Origin of the sequence: Aurantimonas sp. HBX-1 (assembly GCF_021391535.1) — a bacterium.
Taxonomy (GTDB): domain Bacteria; phylum Pseudomonadota; class Alphaproteobacteria; order Rhizobiales; family Rhizobiaceae; genus Aurantimonas.
In genome coordinates this window covers 938,655-961,080 of record NZ_CP090066.1, presented here as the reverse complement: position 1 = coordinate 961,080, position 22,426 = coordinate 938,655, and the positions used below count along the sequence as shown (strand labels likewise).

General features: G+C 67.9%; 25 protein-coding genes. 14 read left to right on the top strand and 11 right to left on the bottom strand.

Features of this window, described 5'->3' with window-relative positions; genetic code table 11:
• Positions 1 to 8 precede the first annotated feature (8 nt).
• From LXB15_RS04475 to LXB15_RS04455, 5 genes are all read left to right on the top strand, one after another.
• The gene (locus tag LXB15_RS04475; protein WP_183206904.1) at positions 9 to 560 is read left to right on the top strand and encodes a sigma-70 family RNA polymerase sigma factor; all 552 of its coding nucleotides are present in this window, start codon (positions 9 to 11) and stop codon (positions 558 to 560) included.
• A gap of 124 nt (positions 561 to 684) precedes the next feature.
• On the top strand, positions 685 to 1,041 hold the full coding sequence (locus LXB15_RS04470; RefSeq protein ID WP_233951196.1) for a hypothetical protein: 357 nt from the start codon (positions 685 to 687) through the stop codon (positions 1,039 to 1,041).
• A gap of 2 nt (positions 1,042 to 1,043) precedes the next feature.
• Positions 1,044 to 1,487, top strand: coding sequence for a hypothetical protein (locus tag LXB15_RS04465; protein ID WP_233951195.1), 444 nt, complete (start codon positions 1,044 to 1,046; stop codon positions 1,485 to 1,487).
• 73 nt (positions 1,488 to 1,560) lie between these two features.
• Entirely contained in the window at positions 1,561 to 1,803 is a 243-nt protein-coding gene (locus tag LXB15_RS04460) for a hypothetical protein (protein ID WP_233951193.1), read from the top strand.
• Between the two features lie 67 nt (positions 1,804 to 1,870).
• Complete coding sequence (locus tag LXB15_RS04455; protein WP_233951191.1) at positions 1,871 to 2,257, top strand: hypothetical protein; 387 nt, start codon at positions 1,871 to 1,873, stop codon at positions 2,255 to 2,257.
• A 30-nt stretch (positions 2,258 to 2,287) separates the two neighbouring features.
• Here LXB15_RS04455 and LXB15_RS04450 read toward each other — a convergent pair whose 3' ends face one another.
• Positions 2,288 to 3,235 carry a diacylglycerol kinase family protein gene (locus tag LXB15_RS04450; RefSeq protein WP_233951189.1) on the bottom strand — a complete coding sequence of 316 codons (948 nt, stop codon included), beginning with the start codon at positions 3,233 to 3,235 and terminating at the stop codon, positions 2,288 to 2,290.
• A gap of 207 nt (positions 3,236 to 3,442) precedes the next feature.
• On the opposite strand from LXB15_RS04450, the gene LXB15_RS04445 reads away from it, so the two are divergent.
• The 8 genes from LXB15_RS04445 to LXB15_RS04410 all read left to right on the top strand — a co-directional run bounded on the left by LXB15_RS04445 (position 3,443) and on the right by LXB15_RS04410 (position 15,463).
• Complete coding sequence (locus tag LXB15_RS04445) at positions 3,443 to 3,607, top strand: DUF1328 domain-containing protein (RefSeq protein ID WP_233951187.1); 165 nt, start codon at positions 3,443 to 3,445, stop codon at positions 3,605 to 3,607.
• Between the two features lie 187 nt (positions 3,608 to 3,794).
• Complete coding sequence (locus LXB15_RS04440; RefSeq protein WP_233951186.1) at positions 3,795 to 5,330, top strand: PRC-barrel domain-containing protein; 1,536 nt, start codon at positions 3,795 to 3,797, stop codon at positions 5,328 to 5,330.
• Positions 5,331 to 5,549: 219 nt separating this feature from the next.
• Complete coding sequence (locus tag LXB15_RS04435; protein WP_233951184.1) at positions 5,550 to 6,887, top strand: efflux RND transporter periplasmic adaptor subunit; 1,338 nt, start codon at positions 5,550 to 5,552, stop codon at positions 6,885 to 6,887.
• Complete coding sequence (locus LXB15_RS04430) at positions 6,884 to 10,057, top strand: efflux RND transporter permease subunit (RefSeq protein ID WP_233951183.1); 3,174 nt, start codon at positions 6,884 to 6,886, stop codon at positions 10,055 to 10,057. Before LXB15_RS04435 ends, LXB15_RS04430 begins: the two co-directional genes overlap by 4 nt.
• Before the next feature lie 111 nt (positions 10,058 to 10,168).
• Complete coding sequence (locus tag LXB15_RS04425; RefSeq protein WP_233951182.1) at positions 10,169 to 11,992, top strand: ABC-F family ATP-binding cassette domain-containing protein; 1,824 nt, start codon at positions 10,169 to 10,171, stop codon at positions 11,990 to 11,992.
• Between the two features lie 177 nt (positions 11,993 to 12,169).
• The gene (locus LXB15_RS04420) at positions 12,170 to 13,378 is read left to right on the top strand and encodes a D-alanyl-D-alanine carboxypeptidase family protein (protein ID WP_233951180.1); all 1,209 of its coding nucleotides are present in this window, start codon (positions 12,170 to 12,172) and stop codon (positions 13,376 to 13,378) included.
• A 241-nt stretch (positions 13,379 to 13,619) separates the two neighbouring features.
• On the top strand, positions 13,620 to 14,978 hold the full coding sequence (locus LXB15_RS04415) for a DEAD/DEAH box helicase (RefSeq protein ID WP_233951178.1): 1,359 nt from the start codon (positions 13,620 to 13,622) through the stop codon (positions 14,976 to 14,978).
• A 173-nt stretch (positions 14,979 to 15,151) separates the two neighbouring features.
• Positions 15,152 to 15,463, top strand: a complete 312-nt coding sequence (locus LXB15_RS04410; RefSeq protein ID WP_233951176.1) for a polyhydroxyalkanoic acid system family protein — start codon at positions 15,152 to 15,154, stop codon at positions 15,461 to 15,463.
• A 20-nt stretch (positions 15,464 to 15,483) separates the two neighbouring features.
• Here LXB15_RS04410 and LXB15_RS04405 read toward each other — a convergent pair whose 3' ends face one another.
• Positions 15,484 to 15,951 (bottom strand): hypothetical protein, encoded by a 468-nt coding sequence (locus tag LXB15_RS04405; RefSeq protein ID WP_233951174.1) that lies wholly within the window; start codon positions 15,949 to 15,951, stop codon positions 15,484 to 15,486.
• Positions 15,952 to 16,107: 156 nt separating this feature from the next.
• Here LXB15_RS04405 and LXB15_RS04400 point away from each other — a divergent pair, with 156 nt between their 5' ends.
• A complete protein-coding gene (locus tag LXB15_RS04400; RefSeq protein WP_233951172.1) occupies positions 16,108 to 16,449 on the top strand; it encodes a hypothetical protein in 342 nt (113 codons plus the stop codon).
• Positions 16,450 to 16,467: 18 nt separating this feature from the next.
• Here the strand turns inward: LXB15_RS04400 and LXB15_RS04395 are convergent, their stop codons facing one another.
• The 9 genes from LXB15_RS04395 to flbT form a co-directional block, all read right to left on the bottom strand.
• Positions 16,468 to 16,929, bottom strand: coding sequence for a hypothetical protein (locus LXB15_RS04395; RefSeq protein ID WP_233951170.1), 462 nt, complete (start codon positions 16,927 to 16,929; stop codon positions 16,468 to 16,470).
• Positions 16,926 to 17,276 (bottom strand): flagellar protein FlgN, encoded by a 351-nt coding sequence (locus LXB15_RS04390; protein WP_233951169.1) that lies wholly within the window; start codon positions 17,274 to 17,276, stop codon positions 16,926 to 16,928. Before LXB15_RS04390 ends, LXB15_RS04395 begins: the two co-directional genes overlap by 4 nt.
• 11 nt (positions 17,277 to 17,287) lie before the next feature.
• Positions 17,288 to 17,785, bottom strand: a complete 498-nt coding sequence (locus LXB15_RS04385) for a rod-binding protein (RefSeq protein WP_233951167.1) — start codon at positions 17,783 to 17,785, stop codon at positions 17,288 to 17,290.
• Between the two features lie 51 nt (positions 17,786 to 17,836).
• Positions 17,837 to 18,244 carry a hypothetical protein gene (locus LXB15_RS04380; RefSeq protein WP_233951165.1) on the bottom strand — a complete coding sequence of 136 codons (408 nt, stop codon included), beginning with the start codon at positions 18,242 to 18,244 and terminating at the stop codon, positions 17,837 to 17,839.
• A complete protein-coding gene (locus tag LXB15_RS04375) occupies positions 18,241 to 18,996 on the bottom strand; it encodes a flagellar biosynthetic protein FliR (RefSeq protein ID WP_233951163.1) in 756 nt (251 codons plus the stop codon). The genes LXB15_RS04380 and LXB15_RS04375 overlap by 4 nt, the downstream gene beginning before the upstream one ends.
• On the bottom strand, positions 18,993 to 21,089 hold the full coding sequence (gene flhA / locus LXB15_RS04370; protein ID WP_233951161.1) for a flagellar biosynthesis protein FlhA: 2,097 nt from the start codon (positions 21,087 to 21,089) through the stop codon (positions 18,993 to 18,995). Before flhA ends, LXB15_RS04375 begins: the two co-directional genes overlap by 4 nt.
• 209 nt (positions 21,090 to 21,298) lie before the next feature.
• Positions 21,299 to 21,568: a flagellar biosynthesis protein FliQ gene (gene fliQ, locus LXB15_RS04365; protein WP_233951159.1), complete on the bottom strand. Its 270-nt coding sequence runs from the start codon at positions 21,566 to 21,568 to the stop codon at positions 21,299 to 21,301.
• A 4-nt stretch (positions 21,569 to 21,572) separates the two neighbouring features.
• Entirely contained in the window at positions 21,573 to 21,971 is a 399-nt protein-coding gene (gene flgD / locus LXB15_RS04360; protein ID WP_233951157.1) for a flagellar hook assembly protein FlgD, read from the bottom strand.
• Positions 21,968 to 22,426, bottom strand: a complete 459-nt coding sequence (flbT, locus tag LXB15_RS04355; RefSeq protein ID WP_233951156.1) for a flagellar biosynthesis repressor FlbT — start codon at positions 22,424 to 22,426, stop codon at positions 21,968 to 21,970. Before flbT ends, flgD begins: the two co-directional genes overlap by 4 nt.

Sequence of the window (22,426 nt, the reverse complement as noted above, 5' to 3'; positions counted from 1 at the left end):
GTTCATTGATGAGCGAACAGCAAGATTTCCGTCGGGAACTTATTGCGATCATTCCCAACCTGCGCGCCTTTGCCGCCTCGCTGTCCGGCTCGTTCGACCGGGCGGACGACCTGGTTCAGGAGACGCTGGTCAAGGCTTGGGACAAGCAGCACACCTTCCAGCCGGGCACCAACCTCAAGGCCTGGCTCTTCACCATCCTGCGCAATGAGTTCTACACCCAGATGCGCAAGAAGGGCCGCGAGGTGCAGGATGTCGACGGCATCCACGCCATGCAGCTTGCAGGCCACCCGGAGCAGCAGGGCCATCTCGACCTGCAGGATTTCCGCAAGGCGCTCGACATGCTGCCCGACGACCAGCGCGAGGCGCTGATCCTCATCGGCGCATCGGGCTTCTCCTACGAGGAGGCCGCCGAGATCTGCAAATGCGCCGTCGGCACGATCAAGAGCCGCGTCTCGCGCGCCCGCACCCGCATCGCCGAAATCCTCGGCATCGAGGGTGACGGCGAATACGGGCCGGATTCGATCTCGTCGCAGATCATCGGCGTGGCGCCGGCAGCCTGAGGCCACAAACCGCACGCCGGGCGGGAACCGCCCGGTCGCCCGATAGTTTCAATCAACACCGGTGGCCGGGCGGATCGATCCCGCGCCGCGCCATTCTCTCAGTATTCGTTCAGTGGGGTGCTCCATGGCTTCCGATATCAGTTCCAACGACGTCAAGACGGCTGGCAAGCCGACCGGTCCCGGCACGAGCGGGAGCAAGCACGACATCGAGGCCGAACTGGCGCGGCTGCGCGAGGATGTCAGCGGCCTTGCGGAAGCGCTGAAGGCCGAGGCGACGCATCGCGCCGATGGCGCGCGCCAGCAGGCCTTCGCCCTGCGTGACGACGTCCGCGAACGCGGCGAGCGCTACATGCGTCAGGCGCAGGATGCGGCTTCCGATCTCGAGGAGCAGCTGAGCGAGAAGGTGCGCGCCGAGCCGATCAAGAGCGTGCTGATCGCCGCCGCCGCAGGGTATATCTACGCGCGTCTCTTCCGCCGCTGATCATGGTGCTGCAGCTCATCACCAGGCTGATCACAGGCGAAGCCGGCACCTACCTCGTGCGGATGCGGCGGCTCGCCGGGCTGTACGCCGTCATGGCGCTGTTCGGCGTGCTCACCCTCGCCTTCCTGATCGCCTCGCTGTTCATTTTCCTGGCCGATCATTTCGGGGCGCTGCCGACGGCGCTTGGCTTTGCCGGGTTCTTCTTGCTGCTGTTCCTGGTGTTCTGGATCATGACCGTCATGCTCCAGCGCACCCCGACCCGGCGGGCGGACGATCGGCTGCAGAGCGACATCGCCTCGATCGCCGGCGTCGCAGCGCTGACCAACGCGCCGCTCCTGCTGCGCTCGGTGCGGCGGAACAAGAAGCTTCTCCTGCTTCCGGTCGCCGGCGCGACGGGCTTCGCGATCTGGCGGGCCATCGTCACCTATCGCGAGCGCACCCGCTAGGCGCATAGACCATCTTTTCCATGGCGGCGGTACCCGCGGGCGCCGCCGAACATCTCATCGTCAGGACGTGAACATGCCAGAGCCGAAACTCAATCCCGAAGACGCCCGGCAGGGCGAGAAGGGGACCCCCGTCCTCAAGATCCTGATCGTCGCTCTGGCGCTCTGTGCCGTCGTCTTTATCGGGCTGGGGATCTATGGCTGGGCCCTGCCGGATGCCGACATCTCCAGCGACGTGCCGGCGACGGCGCCTCTCGCCGATACCGCCGAGCCGACCGGTATCACGGTCACGCCCGACCAGGATGCCGACACGCAATAGCAGCGGAAGGCCCCGGGCGCTTCTGCCCGGGGCCATCTTCTGGCTGCCTAGCCGAATGGAGGCTTTCATGTCCAACACGGGCAACGACGACATCGATCCGATCCTTGCGGCCGACATCGAGGTGGGCGGCGATGCCGACCAGCCCGGCATCAGCCAGCCGGTCACCCAGGCCGAGATCGACGACATCCTCAACAGTCCGGACATGCTGGTCGAGGAAAAGCAGGCGCGGCTCGAGGAGCTGGCGCGACAGGTCGGCTACCGCGAGACGATCGACCAGGGTGACGAGTTCGATCCGCTCGGTCTGCAGATCAGCGAGGCGCTGAACCTGCTCGCCCAGGGCGGGCACAACTATTCCACCGTCGAGGAAACCGGCTTCGACCCCGAGGGTCGCTCGGACGCCCGCTCGCCCGACGACGCGGACTGGCCGGAAGACCCGGACGCCCCGCCGCGCTGACACGTCCGCCGCGCATGGACCACTTGCGCGTCAGGCCGCCGCGGTCTCGGCCGAGGGCACGGCCGTCGCGTGGTAGCTGGCCTCCGCGGGCACCAGCACGTTCAACGCCAGCGGCTTGATCTCGACGATGGTGCTGGGCTCCAGTCGGGTCAGTTCGCCATCGCGGATCGCCCGCTTGGTATGATGGCGTCCCCGGTATTCGAACGCGACCCGGTGTGCGGCATGCACCTCGAGATAGGGGTTCTGCCGCCACGATCCGCGCAGGATGTCGAAGGTCAGCTTCATCACCGCGCTAGGCGCCTTGACCCGGCAGATATAGACGCCGAGCACGCCGCCGCGCGGATCGTCGGCGTAAGGCACGTGCCCCTCCCCGTAGAGATTGTTCGAGATGGCGACGGCAGGGCTGGAGATGCGCTGCTGCACCCCGTCGATCTCGATGACCAGATCCACCGACGAGAACCGGCGAAACGCGAGGAACACCGCCCTCGTGCTGGCGATGATCTTGCCGATGCGCGAGCCGTAGGTCAGGCTCTCGCGCATCCTCACCATCCGCGCGTGCAGGCCGACGGCGAACTGGTGCACGAACGGTTCGCCGTTGACCGTTCCGACATCGACCGCCAGGACCTGCCCCGACGCCAGCGCGGCGATCGCTTCGGTGAGGTCGAGCGGTATCTGAAGGGTGCGAGCAAACAGGTTCATCGTCCCCGCTGGCAGGATCGCGAGCGCGATGGGCTTGCCGGTGAGCGCCACCGCCGCGGCCGAAACCGTGCCGTCGCCCCCGCCCACCATCAGGACGTCGATGTCCGGCCGCTCGGACGCGCGCCGGATCGACTCGACGATGGCGCTTCCCTTGCAGCGTTCGACGGTGATCTCGTGGCCATGGACCTGGAACTCGTCGCGGATCAGCGCCGCCAGCCGGTCCAGATCCAGCGTCTTCAACGTACCGCCGTCCTGGTTGAGCAGCGCGAGAATCTTCATGAATGTCCCCAATGGGCGAAAGGTGGTCGGATGCGATCCGGCAAGACCGGCCTCGCGCCCTGCCGCAGCAGCAAATAGGCGCATATCGGCGGCCGGCCAATCTAGCCACAGCGGCATGGCAACGGTTGTCGACAGGAACCGTCGCGCCTTGCGGCCGTTCTGCCGGCGGGACCGCGCAGGCGCGCGGCACAAATCACGGAGCACGACATGATTGAATGGATCGTCATTTTGCTGATCGTGGCGGCGATCGCGAGCCTGCTCGGGTTTCGCGGCGTTGCCGGCGCCTCGGCAGGCATCGCCAAGGTCCTCATCTTCATCGTGCTGATCGGCCTGCTTCTCATGCTCGTCTTCGGCGTCCTGGTCTTCGCCTGACGGCGCCGGCCTCGGCGCGCGGGGGGGCCCTGCCCGCGGCGGCCCGGCCGGAGCCAAGAAAGATCGGGTCGCCGGAACCGAAGCCTCTCGAGTAAGTTCTCTTTCCATAGGCGGCGTGCCGCGAGTGCTGACTCAGCATTCGCGGCAAATGCCGCGTCTATCCCTAGAATAGACAAGGACAATTTCCATGATGCGCAAGCTTTTCGCCACGACCGCCCTCGCGGGTATCCTGGCCACTTCGGCCTATGCCCAAGACAAGGCGCCGGCCAACGCGACCCCCGTCGCGCCGGATGCTACGGTAACCATCGATACCGACGCCGCCGCGCCGACGGCAGCCGCCGAGACGCAGGCCGGCCAGATGCAGTCGCTCACCGCCGACCAGCACCTCGCCAGTGACCTGGTCGACCTGTCGATCTACCAGAGCGCCGCCGCGGAAGCGGCGAGCATCGGCGAGATCGAGAACTTCCTGCTCGATGCCGACGGCAAGGTTGCCGCCGCCGTCGTGGAGATGTCGGCCGGCGGCGAGGATCGCACCGTCGCCATTCCGTTCGACCAGATCACCTGGTCCAACGACGAGAACAACCAGCCCCGCGCCGTGCTGAACGTCGGCGTCGAGCAGCTGGCGCAGGCGCCGGAGTTCGTCGACCCCGAGGACCAGGCTGACGCGGCCGACGCCGTCGCAGTCAACGGCGCCCCGGCGACCGGCACGGCTTCCGCTCCCGCCGCCACCGGCACGGACCAGGCCGCTGTCACGCCTCCGGCCACCGCCACGGGCACGGACGCTGGCACCGAAATGGCTGCCGGCACCGACGCGGCTCCTGCCGCGACCGGCGAGTACGCCTCGCAGGCCGGTGCCGAGCAGTTCCTCGCGGACAACCTGATGAGCGCCGAAGTCAAGAGCGGCCCCGGTGACGATGCCGACGAGATCGGCACGATCAGCGACCTGATCATGGCGTCCGACGGCCGCGTCGAAGCGGCGGTGATCGGCGTCGGCGGCTTCCTCGGCATCGGCGAGAAGGATGTCGCGGTCCCGTTCGACCAGCTGCAGATGACCCGCGATGACGACAACGACCTGGTCGTCGCCACGGCGATGACCCGCGAGCAACTCGAGCAGGCGCCGGCGTTCGAGGTATCCGACGACAACGCCACCATGGCGGCCGGCGAGCCGGCAGCCGACACGGCTGTGGCCACTGGTGCCATGACCGGAGCCGCCACGACGACGGCGACGACCGACACTGCCAACACCGAGACGACCGCTCCGGTCGGCGGTGCCGACATGGCGCAGGGCGAAGCGGCCGTTGCCACCACCGGAACGGCGGACACCACGACCACCGCTTCCACCGGCGGCGAGCGTGAGGGCATGACGGCGGTTACCGACCAGTCGGAACTGACCGCCGACAACCTGCTCGGCGCCACGGTCTACGGTCCGAACGAAGAGAACGTGGGCGACATCGCCGACATCGCGCTCAGCCCCGAGGGTCAGGTCGATGCCGTCATCGTCGACGTCGGCGGCTTCCTCGGCATCGGCGCGAAGCCGGTCGCCGTGGCCATGGACAACCTGCAGTTCATGCAGGACTCGAGCGGCTCGCTGTATCTCTACACGCAGTTCACGCAGGAGCAGCTCGAGGCAGCGCCCGAGTACGATGCCGACAGCTACGCCGACAACCGCGACACGATGCGGATCCAGTCGGGCGGCGCCGGCCAGCCGGCGACGGCCAACTAAGCTTCGACGCTTCGTCGATCGGAAGGGCTCGCTTCGGCGGGCCCTTTTTCGTTTTGCACTGCACACCTTGCCCGGCAGATGCCGCGCTTGTGATCTCAGGTGCAGGGGAGGGATACACTTCGTAATCAAAGCAACGGCATTCTCGCCCGAATATCCGTTATCGTACCGTTCGGGCGCGGCTTCGCACCGCAAAACGCCGACGCAACGAACAAGGTATCCATGGCCATCCTGAAGCAGGTGCTCGTCACCTTCCTCGTCCTGATCATCGCCGCGGTGGCCTATCTCAAATGGGAGCCCGGCGCCGGTCGGGCGGTGCTGAATTCCGACGTCGCGGTGCCCGAGTTCCTGCGGAGCGCCATTCTCTATGTCGCGCCGGAAGCCGGCGAACCGGCAACCGACATCGCCGCGGGCCCGCAGGGCAATCCCCGCCGTGGCGGGGGCGGCGCCACCATCGTCGTCGCCGACACGGTCGTGAAGGGCGTGACCCGTACGGCGATGCGATCGATCGGCACCGGCGAGGCGGCCCGGTCGGTCGTCGTCTATCCCGACAACACCACCGGCATCATCGACGAGGTCCAGGTCCAGTCCGGCGACCAGGTGGAAGCCGGATCGATCCTGGCACGCCTCGAGCGGGCCAGCGAGGAGGTCGCGGTGGCGCGCGCCCAGCTGGGCGTCGAGGCGGCGGACGAGAAGCTCCGCCGGTTCCAGCGCCTGCAGGATTCCAACACCATCACCGCGGTCGAGGTCACCGACGTCGCCCGCGAACGCGACAATGCCCGCCTCGACCTGCAGACCGCCGAGATCGCCCTCGGCAAGCGCGACATCCGCGCGCCGATCGCCGGGCGGGTCGGCATCGTCAGCGTCGACCAGGGCGATCTCGTCGGCAGCGACACGGTGATCGCGACGATCGACGACCGCAGCCAGCTCAAGGTGGTATTCTTCACGCCGGAGAGCTTCGTGCAGGATCTCGAGATCGGCGCGCCCCTGCAGGCCGTCGCCACCGCCCGGCCGAGCCGGATCCACGAAGGCCGGATCGTCGCCATCGACAGCCGCCTCGACGAGGCCAGCCGGACGCTGCGCACCGAGGCGATGATCGACAACGGCGAGGACGAGCTGCGACCCGGCATGTCCTTCGCCGTCACGCTGGAACTCGACGGCGAGACGTTCCTCTCCGTCGACCCGATCGCCGTGGTGTGGGAACGCAACGGCCCGATCGTCTGGAAGATCGCCGACGACAAGGCGGTCAAGGCGCCGGTCCGCATCATCGAACGCAATATCGACCGCATCCTCGTCGCCTCCGACACGCTGCAGGCGGGCGATCTCGTCGTGGTCGAAGGGCTGCAAACGGTTCGCGAGGGCGGCCCGGTGGAAATCCAGCGGGTGCGCGAGGCCCCCGCCGATGCCGGGACGGTGCCCTCCGCCGAGGGTGTGCCGCTCGAGACGCCGCTCGAAGGCGCTGCCGCCGATCCCGCGCCGGCCGGCCGGGCCGTCGCCGCGCAGATCCCGGCGCCGGGACCCGAGACTGCCGGGTCCGCCGCCAGGACGACCGCCCGATGACGACGCCGGTGTCGCCCCCGCCCAAGCCCGACGGCATCACCGCCTTCACCAGCCTGTTCATCCGGCGGCCGGTGCTGACCATCGTGATCAACCTGCTGATCGTCGTCGCCGGCCTCGCCGCCTTCAACGCGATCGAGATCCGCGAACTGCCGAATGTCGACCGGCCGGTGATCAGCGTCTCCGTCACCTTCGAGGGCGCCTCGCCGGAAACCGTCGACCGCCAGATCACCAGCCAGATCGAGAGTGCCGTCGCGCGCGTGTCGGGCATCTCCTCGGTGTCGTCGCGGTCGCGCTTCGGCGACAGCCGCACGACCATTGAATTCACCGAGTCCACCGACCTCAACGTTGCCGCCAGCGACGTGCGCGACGCCGTCAGCCGCATCTCCGACGTCCTGCCGGAAGGCGCCGACGAGCCCCGGATCGTCAAGGCCGATGCCGACGCCAACGCGATCATGCGCCTGGCGATCACAGCGCCCGGCATGCCGATCGAGGACCTGACGACCCTCGTCGACGACCGCATCGCCGACCAGCTCGCCGCCGTCGAGGGCGTCGCTGACCTTCAAGTCTACGGCGACCGCGAGCGGCTGATCTATGTCGACATCGACCCGGACAAGCTGGCCACCCGCGGCCTGACCCTCGGTGACGTGTCGACCGCGCTGCAGAATGCGGCGATGGACGTGCCGGCCGGATCGCTCGCCTCGCCGACCCAGGACCTGATCGTACGAGCCGACGCCAACGTCTCCTCGCCGGCCGAGTTCGAGGCGATCTTCCTCGACGACCGGACGCGGCTGCGGGACGTCGCCGCCGTACGCTTCGGGCCGGACGACGCGGCCTCGCAGCAGCGGGTCAACGGCCAGACCGGCGTCGGGCTCGGCGTCGTGCGCCAGGCCGGCTCCTCGACGCTCGACATCTCCGAGGGGGTGCGGGCGGAAGTCGAGAACCTCAACCGCACGCTGCCGGAGGGCGTCACCGTCCGCGTCACCAGCGACGACGCGACCTTCATCGACGGCGCCATCCACGAGGTCGAGATCGCCCTCGGCCTCGCCGTTGTCATCGTCGTCTTCGTGATCTTCCTTTTCCTGCTCAACGTCAGGGCGACGATCATCCCGGCCGTGACCATGCCGATCGCCCTGATCGGCGTCATGGCCTTCATCTATCTTGTCGGGTTTTCGATTAACATCCTGACGCTGCTGGCGCTGGTGCTGGCGACCGGCATGGTCGTCGACGACGCCATCATCGTGCTGGAGAACATCGTGCGCCGCCGCGACATGGGCGCCAAGCCGAAGGCGGCTGCCGTGCTCGGAACGCGCGAGGTGTTCTTCGCCGTCATCTCGACCACCGCGACGCTCGCGGCGGTGTTCGTGCCGATCTCCTTCCTGCCGGGCCAGGCGGGCGGGCTGTTCCGCGAGTTCGGCTTCGTGCTGGCGATCGCGGTCGTCATCTCCTCCTTCATCGCCCTCACCCTCTGCCCGATGCTCGCCGCGCATTTCCTCAAGGCCCGCGAGGACGAGCGGGCGCCGGGCTTCTTCCAGAACGGCATGCGGTGGATCGGCAGCCGGCTCGCCGGCTTCTATGCGCTGACGCTGCGGTTCTGCCTCGCCTTCCCGCTGCTGATCGTCGTCGTCGCCGGGCTGTTCTCCTTCCTCGCCTACATGACCTTCCTGTCGATGCCGCAGGAACTGACGCCGACCGAGGATCGGGCGGTCGTCTTGATGAGCATCGACGCGCCGCAGGGGGCGAGCCTCGACTACACCAATGGCCAGCTGCGCCGGATCGAGGACGTCGTGCTGCCCTATGTCGACAGCGGCGAGGCGACCAACGTCTTCGCGATCTCCGGCCGCGGCTCGGCGAACTCGGCCTTTCTGGTCGTGACCCTGGCGGACTGGGCCGAACGCGAGCGGACCCAGCAGGAGATCGTCGCCGAGATCAACGGCAAGGTCCGGCAGATCGCCGGCGTGCGCGCCTTCGCCATCCAGCCCAATTCCCTCGGCATCCGCGGCGGCGGTCGCGGCCTGCAGTTCGCCGTCGCCGGCCAGAATTTCGAGGAACTCGCCACCAGCGCCGAGACCCTGCTCGAGGCGATGCAGGCCGACGGGCGCTGGGGCAATGTGCGCCTGTCGGAAAACGCTACCCAGGCGCAGCTTTCGGTCCTGATTGACCGGGCCAGGGCCTCCGACCTCGGCATCGACATCGACGGCCTTGCCACCGCGATGCAGGCGCTGCTGGACGGTCGCGAGATCGGCCAGACCTATGTCGAAGACAAGGAAGTGCCGATCAAGCTGATCTCCACCAGCGACCCGGTCAACGACCCGGGCGACATGCGCAACATCTTCGTCAAGGCCAGCGACGGCCGCATCGTACCGATGTCGACGGTGGCGACCGTCGAGGAGCGTCCGATCGCCCCGACGCTGACCCGGGAGGATCGCGCGCGGGCGGTGGCGCTGTCGGCGCAGCTGCCGGACGGCTACTCCATCCAGGCCGGCTGGCTGGACCTGCAGGACTTCGCCGCGGAGATCCTGCCGGACGACCAGCGGCTGATCCCGCTGGCGGAAGCGGCCACGATCAACGAGACCAACAGCGGCATGGCGCTGGTCTTCGCCTTCGCCATCGTGATCATCATCCTGGTGCTCGCCGCGCAGTTCGAGAGCTTCGTCTCGGCCTTCATCATCATCGCCACGGTGCCGCTCGGGGTCGCCTGCGCGATCTTCGCGCTCAGCTTCTTCGGCATGAGCCTCAACCTCTACAGCCAGATCGGGCTGGTGCTGCTGGTCGGCATCATGGCGAAGAACGGCATCCTGATCGTCGAGTTCGCCAACCAGCTGCGCGAGGAAGGCATGAGCGTGCGCGAGGCGATCGAGCAGGCCTCGCTGATCCGCCTGCGCCCGGTCATGATGACGATGATCGCCACGGTCGTCGGCGGCCTGCCGCTGGTGTTCGCCTCGGGTGCGGGCGCCGAGGCGCGCATCGCGCTCGGCTACGTCATCGTCGGGGGGCTCGGCCTCGCGACGTTGTCGACCCTCTACGTGACGCCGGTGGCCTATCTGATCCTCGGCCGCTTCTCGACGCCGAATGCCGACAAGACCGCCCAGCTCCAGCGCGATATCGCGCTCGCCGAACGCCAGGAGGCAGATCGCCGCCGGGAGGATACGCCCAGTCCGCAGGGCGCCTGACCGGCTGGCGGGGACCGCCGCACGGGAAAAAGGCCGTTCGGCCGACCGGCCGCGGCCGCGCCGCGTCAGGCGGGCCTTTCGCCCGTGACGCATCCCCGCTAGAAGGCCGCCATGGCTCCCCCTCCCCTGCTACGCCTCGATGGCGTCCGACTGACCTTCGGCGGCACGCCGCTGCTCACCGGCGTCGAACTCAACGTCCTGCCCGGCGACCGCATCGCGCTGGTCGGCCGCAACGGCTCCGGCAAGTCGACGCTGCTGAAGATCGCCGCCGGCCAGGTCGAGGCGGACGGCGGCGAAGTCTTCCTCAAGCCAGGCACGACGCTGCGCTATCTGCCGCAGGAGCCGGACTTCGGCGACTTCCAGACCGTCGAGGCCTATGTCACCTCCGGCCTCGGCCCGTCCGACGACCCGCACCGGGTGACCATGTGCCTCGATGCGCTCGGCCTTTCGCCCGACATGCGGCCGGTCAACCTTTCCGGTGGCGAGGCGCGCCGCGCCGCGCTGGCCCGCACGCTGGCGCCCGAGCCGGACGTGATCCTGCTCGACGAGCCCACCAACCATCTCGACCTGCCGACGATCGAGTGGCTGGAGGGCGAACTGCGCCAGATGAAGAGCGCCGTGGTGGTGATCAGCCATGACCGGCGCTTCCTCGAGAACGTCACCAAGGCGACGGTCTGGCTCGACCGCGGCACGGCGCGCCGGCTCGACCAGGGCTTCGGCAGTTTCGAGGCCTGGCGCGACAAGGTGCTGGAGGAGGAAGAGCGCGACCTGCAGAAGCTCGACCGCAAGATCGTCCGCGAGGAGCACTGGCTGCGCTATGGCGTCACCGCGCGGCGCACCCGCAACCAGCGGCGCCTGGAGGCACTGCACACGCTGCGCCAGGACCGGCGCGACACGCGCCGCGCCGTCGGCCAGGTTTCCATGCAGGCCGGCGAGACCCGCGAGAGCGGCAAGCTGGTCGTGGAGGCGGAAAGCATCTCCAAGGCCTATGACGGGCGTGTCCTCGTCAAGGACTTCTCGATCCGCATCGCCCGCGGCGACCGGGTCGGGCTGGTCGGGCCGAACGGCGCCGGCAAGACGACGCTGCTGAAGATGCTGATCGGCGAGATCGAGCCGGATTCCGGCCGGATCCGCATGGGCACCAATCTCGACCTCGCCTTTCTCGACCAGAAGCGGGCGGCGCTGAACGACACGCTGTCGCTCGCCGACTCCCTGACCGACGGGCGCGGCGACCAGGTGATGGTCAACGGCGAGGCTCGTCACGTCATTGGCTACCTCAAGGAATTCCTGTTCTCGCCGGAGCAGATCCGCACCCCGGTCGGCAATCTCTCGGGCGGCGAGCGCGCCCGCCTGCTGCTCGCCAAGACGCTGGCGACGCCGGCCAACCTCCTCGTCCTCGACGAGCCGACCAACGACCTCGACATGGAGACGCTGGACCTTCTGGAGGAGCTGATCGCCAACTATCCCGGCACCGTGCTCCTGGTCTCGCACGATCGTGACTTCCTCGACCGGACGGTCACCAGCGTCATCACGCCGGACAGCAACGGGCAGTGGCTGGAATATGCCGGCGGCTACTCCGACATGGCGGCGCAGCGGCGCGGCGCGGCCAAGGCCGGCACGGCGCGCGAGCGAAGCGCCAAGCGCGGGGGGTCCGAAGCGACGCCGGCAAGCCACGGCACCGCCACGACGGCGGCCGGCGGCAAGCTGACCTTCAAGCAGAAATTCGCGCTGGAGAGCCTGCCCAAGGAGATCGCGCGGCTGGAATCGGCGATTCGCAAGGCCGAGACGACGATGGCCGATCCCGCCCTGTTCGCCCGCGATCCGAAGCGCTTCCACGCGCTCGCCGCCGAACTCACCCGCGACCGCACTGCCCTCGCCAAGGCCGAGGACGACTGGCTGGAACTCGAGATGATCCGGGCCGAGGCGGAAGGCTGAACCGTCGCCCCGCGGGATATCCGCAGGGCGGCCAAAGCATCCGTAGTGGCAGGTTCCCGTTGACCCGCACGCCGCCTCTCGTTCAGGTTGACGCGAGGGGCAGGATACGGCGGACGGCGATGCGCATCGCCTTTTGCCGACGAGGCGGGAAGCGTTCGCATGCATGTCGGAGACAGAATGTCAGTCAGCCTGAAAGCCCAATGCGGGAAAGCGCACGTCCGGGCGGTGGCGGCGCTGATGCGCGCGGTTCAGCGCGCGACGCTCGGCGCGGTTGTGGCGCTGGCGCTGATCGCTTCCGCCGGCACGCAGGCGGCGGCGTTCGAGACCACCGCTCCCACCGGCATTCTGGTCGATTTCGGCACCGGCCGCGTTCTCTTCGAGAAGGAGGCCGACAAGACGATCGCGCCGGCGAGCCTCGTCAAGCTGATGACCGTGGCGGTGATCTTCGACGAATTGCGCAAGGGCACGATCTCGCGCGACGATCGCTTCACGGTCTCGGAATATGCCTGGCGCACCGGCGGCGCCGCCTCCGGCGGCTCCACCATGTTCCTGCCGCTGAACTCGGAGGTCAGCGTCGACGACCTGATCAAGGGCATCATCATCCAGTCCGGCAACGACGCGACGATCGTAGCGGCCGAGGGAATCGCCGGATCGGTCGACGCCTTCGCGGCGAAGATGAACGCGCTGGGCAAGCAGATTGGCCTCACCGGCTCGCAATTCGCCAATCCGCACGGCCTGCCCGATCCCGACCAGTACGTCACCGTCCGCGACCTCGCCAAGCTCGCGGAGTACCTGATCCGGACCTTCCCGGAAGAGTATCCGCTGTTCAGCGAGGAGAGCTTCACCTTCAACGGCATCACCCAGCGCAGCCGCAACCCGCTGCTGGCGCTGGGCGCCGACGGGCTGAAGACCGGCCACACCTCCGAGGCCGGCTACGGCCTCGTCGCCTCCGCCCAGCGCGACGGCCGCCGCATCATCCTCGCCATCAGCGGCATGCAGAGCGCCGACGAGCGCGCCCGCGAGGCTAGACGCCTGATGGAGTACGGCCTGCAGGACTTCGAGGAAGTGGTGCTGATCGAGGCTGGCGAACCCGTCGGAGAGGCGGTGGTGCGCGGCGGGGTGGCGCCGACCGTCGCGATGACCGCGGAGGAGGAATTGCGGCTGCTGGTGCCGCGCGGCAGCCTCGCCGACGTCAAGCGGGTCGTGGTCGACAACGGCCCGGTCGAGGCGCCCGTCGCAGCCGGCCAGCGGCTCGGCTGGGTCCGCTTCGAGCGCGGCGAGGAGACGCTGCGCGAGGTGCCGCTGCACGCCGCCCAGCCGGTCGAGCAGGCGGGGCTGCTGCAGCGGATCCGCGAGGCGCTCTCCGAGCACCTGACCTGGCGATAGCCGAATACGCCTTGACGCAGCGCAGCAGAAAGCCGATATGCGGGCTTGTAACGCCGTGACAGCGCAGCGCCTGCTTGTCTTCCGACACTCACATCGTCGGGATTTTTGCCAGCGCAATCGGAACGGCCCCCAGCTTTCGCCGGGGTGCCCGCCTTTCGACACGGCCCGTCGATCCGTCCGCCAGCGCGAAGACGATCGACCTCTTGGCGGACCTCGTCCGCGATCCCGCAAGGCATAATTTTTGACCCATACCGATTTTCAGGCGTTCGGCCTCGCCGACACGCTTCTCTCGGCGCTTGCGCGCCTCGACATCAGCCAGCCCACCCCGATCCAGGCACAGGCGATTCCCGCCGTGATGGAAGGCCGCGACGTTCTCGGCATCGCCCAGACCGGCACCGGCAAGACCGCGGCCTTCGCGCTGCCGGTGATCAACGCCATTCTCGAGAAGGGTGGCCGGCCGATGCCGAAAACCCCGCGGGCGCTGATCCTCACCCCCACCCGCGAGCTCGCCTCGCAGATCGCCCAGAACGTGAAGGCCTATACGGCCGGCACCAAGGTCAGCCACCACGTCATCTTCGGCGGCGTCTCCATCCGTCCGCAGATCGACGCGATGCGCCGCGGCGTCGACATCGTCATCGCGACGCCCGGCCGCCTGCTCGACCTGGTCGACCAGCGCGCCATCTCGCTGACCGACGTCCGCCACGTCGTCCTCGACGAGGCCGACCGCATGCTCGACATGGGCTTCGTGCGCGACGTCATGAAGATCGTCGGCATGCTGCCGAAGCAGCGCCAGTCGCTGCTGTTCTCGGCGACCATGCCGCGTTCGATCGCCGACCTCGCCGCCAAGATCCTGACCAACCCGGTCCGTTTCGAAGTGACGCCGGAAGTCGTCACCGTCGAGAAGATCCAGCAGAGCGTCTATCTGGTGCCGCAGAAGGCCAAGAAGCTCTGGCTGATCGAGGCGCTGTCCAAGCCGGAATTCACCAAGGTGGTGATCTTCACCCGCACCAAGCACGGCGCCAACAAGCTGTCCGAGGATCTCGGCAAGGCCGGCATCGAGGCCGGCGCGATCCACGGCAACAAGAGCCAGGCCGCGCGCCAGAAGGCGCTTGCGACCTTCCATTCGGGCAAGACCGGCGTGCTGGTCGCGACCGACATTGTCGCCCGCGGCATCCATGTCGACGACATCAGCCACGTGGTGAATTTCGACCTGCCGGAAGAGCCGGAAAGCTACGTCCACCGCATCGGCCGGACGGCGCGTGCCGGCAAGTCCGGCGCGGCGATCGCGCTGGTCGATCCGTCCGAGCGCTCGAAGCTGCGCAGCATCGAGCGGCTGACCGGCATCACCTTCGACGTCGTCCAGACCGACTTCCTCGGCAATATCGACCTCGCTGCCGAGCCGACGCGCCCGGCCCGCACAGGCCGGCCGCCGAACCGTTCGGGCAAGCCGCAGGGCCAGCGCCGCGATGGCCAGAAGCCGGGCGGCCAGCGTCCGGCCGGCGAGAACCGCAACCGCAACGCCGACCCCAAGGGTGCCGGTCGCGGCAATCGCCGCCAGGGCCGCGGCGGTGGCGGACGCCCGCAGGCAGCGACCGCCTGAGGGCTGGTCGTCTCGAAGAATGATTGAAGGGGGCGGCCGCGAGGTCGCCCTTTTTCTTTGGCGCTTCAGCCGATCATTCCGGGATCGACCCGCCCCGCCCGGCGTTGCACCGAGATTGCACCCGCCGCCCGGCGACGCCATATGGCGTTCATCGAGACGAGGAGACGCCCCGAATGGCCGAAACGATCAAGGTCGACATTCCCCACAAGCTCGGGCGCACCGCGGCGCGGACGCGCATCGACGAGGGCTTCGGCAGGCTGCGTCAGGAAATGCTCGGCGGCATGGTCAAGTTCGAGGACACCTGGAACGGCGACCATCTCGACTTCAAGGCCCGCGTCATGGGCCAGACCGTGACCGGCCGGCTCGACGTGCTGGACGAGGCGGTGCATGTCGAGGTCGACCTGCCGATGATGCTCGCCGCCATCGCGGAAAAGCTGAAGGGCAAGCTCCGCAAGGAAGGCCAGATTCTGCTCGAGAAGAAATAGGCTGGAGGGCGGTCCCTGCGTCAGTCCACCCGGACGCCGGTGAGGATCGCCTTTTCGGTCCGGACGGTCCCGCCGTTCTCGCCGGGCTCGATCGCCAGGATGCGGCCGAGCCCTGGCACCAGCGAATTCACCCGCACCCGCCAGAGTTCGCCCGGCGAGGCGAGATGGGCTTCGCCGCCGAAGACCATGACGATCTGGAAGTCCTGCGGCGTCAGCTGGTGGGGACGCACGCGATGCGGCACCGGCAGCGGTGTGATGCCGGACTCGTCGGCCTTTTCGGTCGAGCCGGTCTCGATCGGATCCAGCCCGTCCTGCATGGCCGAGAGCAGCAGCCGGTCGAAATAGCCCGGATCGATGTGCGAGATGGCGACGACCGCCGAGAAGAACCCGGTCGACAGCAGCAGCAGCGTGGTGGCGAGAACCCGCGACAGCCGGTCGGGCGTGTAGCGTCCGGCATTGCCGAATGCCGAGGGGTCGATGCTGGACATGGTTGCTCCGCGCCGCCGGCTCTCCTGGGCCGGTGTGCAGCTACCTTCGCATCGCCGCGTTAACGCTTCGTAAGAGCGGGTCCTGGCCGGCGCCGCTCGAGCGGGTCCGGTCGGATTTTCAGGATTCCTTGGTAATCGGCGCCTATGCTGGGGGCCATGGAACCGCCGCCGCTTCCGACCGGGCAGGAAAGCCGCATCGCGAGCCGCCGGCGCACGCGCCTGCGGCCGGTCAAGCTCGTCACCACCGGCGGCCGCTTCATCCAGGACGGCACGACGCTCGACAGTTCGGCCAACGGCGCGCGGATCCTGCGCTACGAAGCGCGGCCCCTGCCCGCGCGGATCGTCGTCTTCGACGAGTCGGAGCGCACGCTGCGCGCCGCCTCGATCGTCTGGACGGACGCGATGGAGATGGGCGTGCGTTTCGCCGGTCCGGCACGCGCCGCCAGCCCGGCCGAGATCACACGCCTGTCGGGACGCTATTACGCGCTGCCCGACTGACCGGCCGGTCGCCGGCCGCTATGCGCCGTTGCGAACCTCGGACTTGGCGACGTAGTCGAATTGCTCGACCAGGATCTCCCGCACCAGTTCCTGGCCGTAGCGCGCATTGACGGCGTTGCGGATGTCGTTGGTCAGGGCCGGCAGGTCGAAGCGCTCGGGCTTGGCAAAATCGAACCCCTCGGTGGCGTAGAGGCGGCGGAACGCCTCGTCGAGGATGAACGGATCCGGCGGGACCTTCAGCTGCGCGACCGTCTGGCCGTCGATCGTGTAGACGAAGCGGGCCAGGATGTAGCCCTGGATCGCCGCGTCCGAGATCATCGGAATGGTGATGTTGTCGGTGGTGCGATAGTCGAGCCCGGCGAAGTAGCTCGGCTCCGCGGCGGCTTCGGCCTCTCCGCCGCCGCCCATCGTCGCCATGACGTAACTCGAGCCGAGCGCCACGACCGCCACCCACAGGCCGACGGCGATGAGCTTGATCACCGGGAGGCATCCCGGCGGCCGAGCGAGGCGCTGTAGGTGCCGTCGGATTCGGCTTCCGCGATCGAACGGGCGATCAGCGTGGAGATGTCGTGGCTGGCGCGCACGTGCAGTTCGAGCATGCGCCGGTTGGCCTCGACGACCTCCCGGAGGCGGCCGAGCCGCTGGTCGAGCAGCGGATCGCGATCCGCCGGGACGCTCTTGGCGAGCCGGGTGAGTTCCAGCAGGCTCTGGTTCTTGCGGCCGGTGATTTCGGCGAGGTCGATCGACGTGCCGCTGTCGAGCGCGGCGGTCTCCGCGGCGAGGATGTCTTCGAGCCGGTCGACGGCCTTGGCGAGCGCGATGTTCAAAGCATGATTCCCTATCTGGTTGTGTCGAGGCGCGCAGCGCCGGCCCGCGCGACGTCGCTGTCGCGGAGCATGTCGTTCAGGGCGGCATCGTCGCCCTGCATCGCATCGCCGCCGCGGTGGCCGGCGATGGAGGCGGCAATGCCGATGCCGCCGCCCCTGGCGAGCTCGTTGCCGATCTCCTCGGCCATCATCGACCGCCAGACTTCGCCGGCGGTGCCGCTGCCGAAATAGCTCGAGGCCTCGCTCGGCAGCATCGATTCCACGAAGCTGCGCAGCACGAAGCCCTCGAACTGCTCCAGCGGCGGCGCGACGCGCGACTTGTGGGCGACGAGCGGCGCGATCGGGCGGGACATCGAGGCCCCGGCGCCTGCGGGTGCTCCGACGGCGTCCAGTGCTGCGGAGAAATCCGCGGCGACGTCCGCGGCCCGGCCGGCGGGCGCGGCGGCCGGCTTCGCGGCTGCCGCGGTCGGCGCCATCGGGCCGGGATATTTCAGGGGCGCTATCGTCATCGATCCTGGTCGCTGGGCTGGGTCGTGGCTTCGGCTTGTAGCGGCGCGGGCTTATTCGAAGCTTGTCCGGGCGCGCCCGAGATGGCCTTCGATGGTGGACCGGAGGTCGCTCGCCTCGTCCTCGGCCGCCGACAGCTGGGCGGCTTCGCCCCGCACCTTCTCGACGCCCTTTTCCGACCGTCGCGCGGCGCGGATCCGCACCTCCGCCGCCGCCTGGAGGTGGTCGTTGGACTGCCGGGCGACATCGTTGCGCCGTAACCCGTTGACCTGCGCCCCGATGAACAGGCCGTGCAGGGCCGATTCCGTCCCCAGGCTGGCGATCAGCTCGGCGGTCGATCGGTCGATGGCCGCGCGTTCCTCGCGCAGATGCACGAGGCGCCATTCCTCCAGCATGCGCTTCTGCCGCTGCACCTTGAGGATCCGGTCGAGACGCCGCAGCCGCTCGTGCTCCTGGCTCATCCCGCCACCACCCACGCCTCGAAGGCCTGCAGGAAGATCACCAGGAAGTCGCCGATCGTGTAGGCGAACAGCACCAGCCCGCCGGCGAGCACGAACGGCAGCGAGATGAAGTAGACCGGGATGGTCGGCGTCAGCTTGTTGGCCAGGCCGATCGCGAAGTTGACCACGATTCCATAGAGCAGGAACGGGCTGGAGATGCGCAGGCAGAGCAGGAAGGCCTCGTCGAGATTGTCGGCGATGCTGGCGAGGTTGCCGCGCACCGAGAAGCCGGCCGCCGTGGGCATGGCGGTATAGGAAGCGACCAGCGCCCGCGCGATCTCGGCGTGCAGATTGAGGACGAAGATCATCGTCGTCGCAGTCAGCGTCACCAGCGTGACCAGCGCCGGGGACGGTTCGTTGTCCTCGATGGCCCCGCCCATCGCCATGCCCATGCCGATCGAATTGGCCATGACGTGGCCGGCGAACTGCAGCGCGATCATGAAGCTGCGACCGAGCAGGCCGATGAACATGCCGTTGAGCAGCTCGGTCGCCATCAGGGCAAGCCGCCCATTGTCGTCGGCGGCCGCGACCAGCGGCTGGATCGTCGGCAGCAGGCCCGGCGACAGCGCCAGCGAGATCGCGAAGGAGAGGAAGAGCCGGATCTGCACGGGGATGCGCGAGGAGGAAAACCCGGGCAGCAGCATCAGGCAGGCGCCGATGCGGCAGAAGATCAGGAACAGCGCGAAGAAGAGTTCCGACAGTTCCGGTGTCACGAGATCGACCCGACCGTCTTGATGTCGATGCCGCGGGCGATCTCCACATGCGAGAGCACCGGCAGGTTGACGAAGATCCGCTCGATCATCATCCGGACATAGGGCCGGGCGTCCGGCGCCGCGACGAGCACGAACATCTCGCCCTGGTCCATCTTCTCCCGGATGACCTTGGTGGCCTCGGTGGCGAACTGCTCGACGATGCGCGGATCGATGTCGAACTCGATCACGTCGCCCTTGGCGTCGCGCTTCAGCGCCTGGTGGAAGGCGAGATCCCACTGGTTCCCGAGCCGCAGGACGCCGAGCTTGCCGTCGTGCAGCAGATCGCCGCAGATCTGCTGGGCCATGCGCATGCGCACGTGCTCGACGATCTGCTCCGATCTCCGCACATGCGGCGCGATCTCGGCGATCGCCTCGAGGATCAAATTGAGGTTGCGGATCGAGACCCGCTCGGCGAGCAGCAGCTTGAGCACCGCCTGCAGACCTGAATACGACATGTGCGACGGGATGATCTCGTCGATCAGCCGCTTGTATTCCGGCTCCAGCCGCTCGGTCAGCGCCCGCATGTCCTTATAAGAGAGGAGCTGCGCGAGGTTGTTGCGGATGACCTCGGACAGGTGCGTCAGCATGATCGACAGCGTGTCGATCGGCTCGAAGCCCTGTCGGCGCGCCTCCTCGGCAAAGCTGCCGGAGACCCAGGCGGCGCGCATGCCGAAGGCCGGTTCCTTGGTGATGTCGTGCGGCATGTCGGGTTTGCCGGCATCGCCGAGCACGATCATCAGGTCGCCGAGCCGCAGCGCCTGGGTCGCGACCACCGTGCCGTGGATCTTGATCTGGTAGGATTTCGAATCGACGGAGAGATCGTCCGACAGCTTGATTTCCGGAACCACGAAGCCGTAGCGGGCGGCAAAGCGGCGACGCATCTTCTGCACCCGATGGGCAAGTTCCTCGCGCTTCAGTACCAGGTGCGCCGAGGTCTGCTTGCCGAGCACCAGCTCGATCTCGACGATCTTCAGCGATTCCTTGACCGAGGTCCGTTCCGCCTCGACGGCGAGCTTCTCTTCCTCGTTGCGGACTTCCTCGACCTTGCGCAGTTCGTCCCGGCGCTGCCGCGGAATGATGTAGGCGAGCGTCCCGAGGCCGGCGCCGAGGATGAAGAACGGGACGAAGGGCAGGCCCGGCAGGAAGGCGAGGATCGCCATCAGCACGCCCGACACCGCCATGGCGCGGGGATAGAAGCCGAGCTGGCCGATGACGGCGAGTTGCGCCGCGCCGCGGTTGCCGCCCTTGGACACCAGCAGGCCGGCCGCCAGCGAGACGATCAGCGCCGGGATCTGCGTCACCAGCCCGTCGCCCACCGACAGCTTGGTGAACACGTCCGCGGCGCTGGCGGCATCCATTTCGTGGCGGGTGATGCCGATGATGATGCCGCCGAAGATGTTGACGGCGGTGATGATCAGTCCCGCGATCGCATCGCCGCGGACGAATTTCGAGGCGCCGTCCATCGAACCGAAGAAGGAGCTTTCCTCCTCCAGTTCCTGGCGGCGGGCCTGCGCCTGGCGCTCGTCGATGAGGCCGGCGGAGAGATCGGCGTCGATCGCCATCTGCTTGCCGGGGATGGCGTCGAGCGTGAAGCGCGCGCCGACTTCGGCGATCCGGGTCGCGCCCTTCGTGATGACGAGGAAGTTGACGATGATCAGGATCAGGAAGACGACGATGCCGATGACGAAATCGCCGCCCATGACGAACTGCGAGAAGCCGCCGATGACGTGGCCAGCCGCGTTCACGCCCTGATGGCCTTCGGAGAGGATGACGCGGGTCGTCGCGATGTTGAGCGACAGGCGCATCATCGTGGCGAGCAGCAGCACGGTCGGGAAGGCGGAGAAGTCGAGCGGCCTCTGGATCCAGAGCGCGACCATCAGGATCAGCACGGACAGCGCGATCGAGAAGGCCAGGCCGATGTCGATCAGGAAAGACGGGATCGGAATGAACAGGACCGTGAGGACCAGCACCACCGCGATCGCGAAGCCGATGTCGCGGCCGCCGGTGACACTGGGGGCCTCGACCCGGCGCGGCTTCAGAATATCGGCGGTCATCGCAGCTTCCCGGACTCAACTGTCATGACCCGCGCAGCGGTCGCAGCGGGTATCGAGATGCCGGTTTGCCAGACGAAGGTTGCTTCGGGCTGTTCAGTGGAGCGTCTGCGATGGACGCCAGCAGAGGAAGGCAGACCTCCGGGCGCCGGCGAGCTGAAGCGCCGGCAAGGCATCTGCCTCGCCGGCGGGATCGGGCGAGCCGGCGGCTATCAGCTGAAGCCGTTCTCGATGCGGGAGTAGGATTCCTGGGTGAAGGCGAAGACCTGCGCCCCGGTGAACGAGGCGGTCAGGGCGATGACGATGAAGATCGCCAGGATCTTCGGCACGAAGGTGAGCGTCACCTCCTGGATCTGCGTCAGCGCCTGGAACAGGGCGATTGCCACGCCGACGATCATCGCGGCGGCGACGGCGGGGCCGCAGGCGGCCACGATGGTCCAGATGGCGGACTGGACGATGTCGAGTGCGTCGGCTTCGTTCATGGTCTCATTTCACCGTCGTGCCGGATTCGAGCATCAGCGTCTTGCCGCCACCGAGAACGGCCTGCACGCCGCCCTCGACGACGCGGACCGCCTCGACCGTGCCGGTCACCGAACCGTCTGCCGACGTCGCGGTGCGGCCGATCAGGGAATTCGCCTGGGTCAGCGCCGAGACCGTCATCAGCGAATCCAGCTTCTTGTTGGTCTGGATCGCCTGCTCGACCGACGAAAAGGACGCGAACTGCGAGATGTACTGGGTCGAATCCGTCGGATTGAGCGGGTCCTGGTGGGACATTTCCGCGACCAGCAGCTTGAGGAACGAGTCGTAGTCGAGCGTGGAGCTCTTCTCCGCCGTCGTCTGGGCGGCCTGGTAGGGGGTTGTCCCCGAAACGTTGCCGACGCTCATCGCACGCCTCCTGCTGCAAGCCGCAGTTCGGTTCGTTCGGGTTGGGGTGGCGGGAAGGCCGCCGTCGTCTTGCCGAGGCTCTCGTCTTCGAGCGGGATCAGCGAGCGGACGCGCTTCAGCGCCTCGAAGCAGCGGTTGCGCTCAACGAGTTCGGACGCCTCGGTCAGACCGTCGATGATGTCGCGGTTGCGGTAGGTCTTGAGCATCAGCGAACGCGACGACTGGAACAGCTGGCGCGCCGCCTCGCTGTTGTTGGGGTCCATGATCATCATCTGGACGACGAAATAGAGCTGGCGGAGCGGCGTCGTGGCGTCTTCCGCCTGCATGACGTGGCTCTCCAGCAGGAACGTCACGTCGTTGAGGAATTCCAGCGTGGTCTTGCGGTCAACCTTGAGCACCGCGCCGTTGACGAAGATGCGCTCGCCCGGCCTGAGCGAGATCCGGAGCGTCGCCAT